The 1,811-nt window shown below is 54.1% G+C and carries 1 protein-coding gene; it reads right to left on the bottom strand.

The genetic code is table 11. From position 1 onward, the window contains the following. Positions 1–279: 279 nt before the first annotated feature. Positions 280–1,650, bottom strand: a complete 1,371-nt coding sequence (locus tag FD01_RS10920; RefSeq protein ID WP_056964285.1) for an FAD-dependent oxidoreductase — start codon at positions 1,648–1,650, stop codon at positions 280–282. Between the last annotated feature and the right edge of the window lie 161 nt (positions 1,651–1,811).

Here is a 1,811-nt window from a genome sequence, read left to right as displayed (position 1 = left end):
CTAGACCACTATCAAGGATTCGTTATCATCGTTGCACTTGACTTGAAAATTGAGGGCTTTTATTTTGTGGAATTACAAGCCTCAAAACAGTCCATTTCTATGTCTGGTCATCAGCTCATGGCTGAAATAATAAAAGGCCCCCTCCGAAGAGAGAACCTTCCAAAAGATAAATAGTATTCTTCAACACCATTTGACAAAGAACCGAAAATCTTCGGGATTTTCGTTCTTAGTCCGTTTATTTATGGGGTTCTGTAACAACCCCGAAGGAAACGGACGATGTCATTCAGCCTCGGTAGTTGTTTTACCAAGCAAGGCGGCTTGTGTGGCCACATTGATGATGTTCCATGGCCGATCGAAGCCTGGCTGGAAGAAGAAGTCTGCATATGCCAAGTCATCCAGCGTCATCTTACCTTGGACCGCCAAGCTGATGGCGTTGATGTTGGCAGTCACGTCGCGGGTGGACATGATCTGTGCGCCCAGCACCCGCTTGGTGGCCGGGTCATAGGTCAGCTTGAAGGCCACCTTTGCGTTGCCGGCCGCGTCCGGCACGAACTGAGGGCGAACCGTGTCCGTCACAAAAATCGACTGCGTCTTAACGCCGAATTGGTCGGCGGTCCCTTCCTTCAGGCCGGTGCTGGCGAAGTGATAGTCAAAGACCGACAGCGCTGAAGCGCCTGAGACAGCAGGCATGGTCATCGGTTGGCCGAGGATGTTCTTGGCGGCGGTTCGGCCTTGACGCCGGGCGACGGTGGCCAAGGCGATTCGGGCCATGCCATCTGTCGGCGCAAACGGCACCAGTGTCGCGTCGCCGACTGCGTAAACATCAGGCACTGACGTCTGCTGATGGGCATCGACGTCGATCAAGCCCCTCGTATCGAGGTCGACCACACCTTTGAGCCAGTTGGTCGCCGGTTTGATCCCCGCTGAGATGATCACCAAGTCAGCTGGGTAGGTGCCGGCGTCAGTTTCCACGCCGCTCACTTGGCCATCGGTGCCGGTGAACTGCTTGACGCCTTGCCCCATGGCCGGGTAGATGCCATGTTCGCGCATGGTTTGGGTCAGTGTATCCGTGAATTCTTCGTCTAGATACAGTTGCAGTGCCCGCGGCAGTACATCGATCAAGGTCACATGCTTGCCGGCCTTAGCAAAGACTTCAGCGGCCTCCACCCCGATGTACCCGGCGCCGATCACGGCCACATTCTGCACGGTTGGGTCCACGGTCTTAGCCTTCAGGCGGATTGCCCAGTCACGGCCCCGCATCGCGTAAACATTCGCCAGGTCAGCCCCCGGTACAGGTAGCGGTGCAGGCACGGCGCCGACCGACAGGACGAGCTTGTCATAGTGTTCGCTACGCGTGCTGTCGTCATCTAGGTTATGTACCGTGACTGTGTGCTCGCCCGGATCCAGCGCGGTGACCTCCTGACGGACGAAGACGGAGACACCTTGGGACCGCGCGTGCCCGGCCGTTTCGTAGCGCACATCATTCACATTCTTGACCACGCCTTCCAGATAAAGCTGCATGCCGCACGAGAGGAACGAAATGAAGTCGCCTTTTTCATACCACTGGATCTCAGTGTCTGGCGCTTCACTGATAATGCCGCGAACGGCTTCGTAACCACCATGAGAAGAACCAACGACGATGACTTTCATCAAAATACCGCCTTTCAAATTGCAGACTATTTAAGAGCAAACAACTCGTATACTGTGAATAGTATAACATGTTCTGCCTGCGAACGGTTACATTTTAAAAAATTATCCTCAATTTTCAAGTCAAGTGCAACGATGATAATGAATCCTTGATAGTGGTCTAG

Source organism: Lacticaseibacillus manihotivorans DSM 13343 = JCM 12514, assembly GCF_001435035.1.
GTDB lineage: Bacteria > Bacillota > Bacilli > Lactobacillales > Lactobacillaceae > Lacticaseibacillus > Lacticaseibacillus manihotivorans.
The sequence above is the reverse complement of the archived record's forward strand: the minus strand, read 5'-3'. Positions and strand labels throughout refer to the sequence as shown.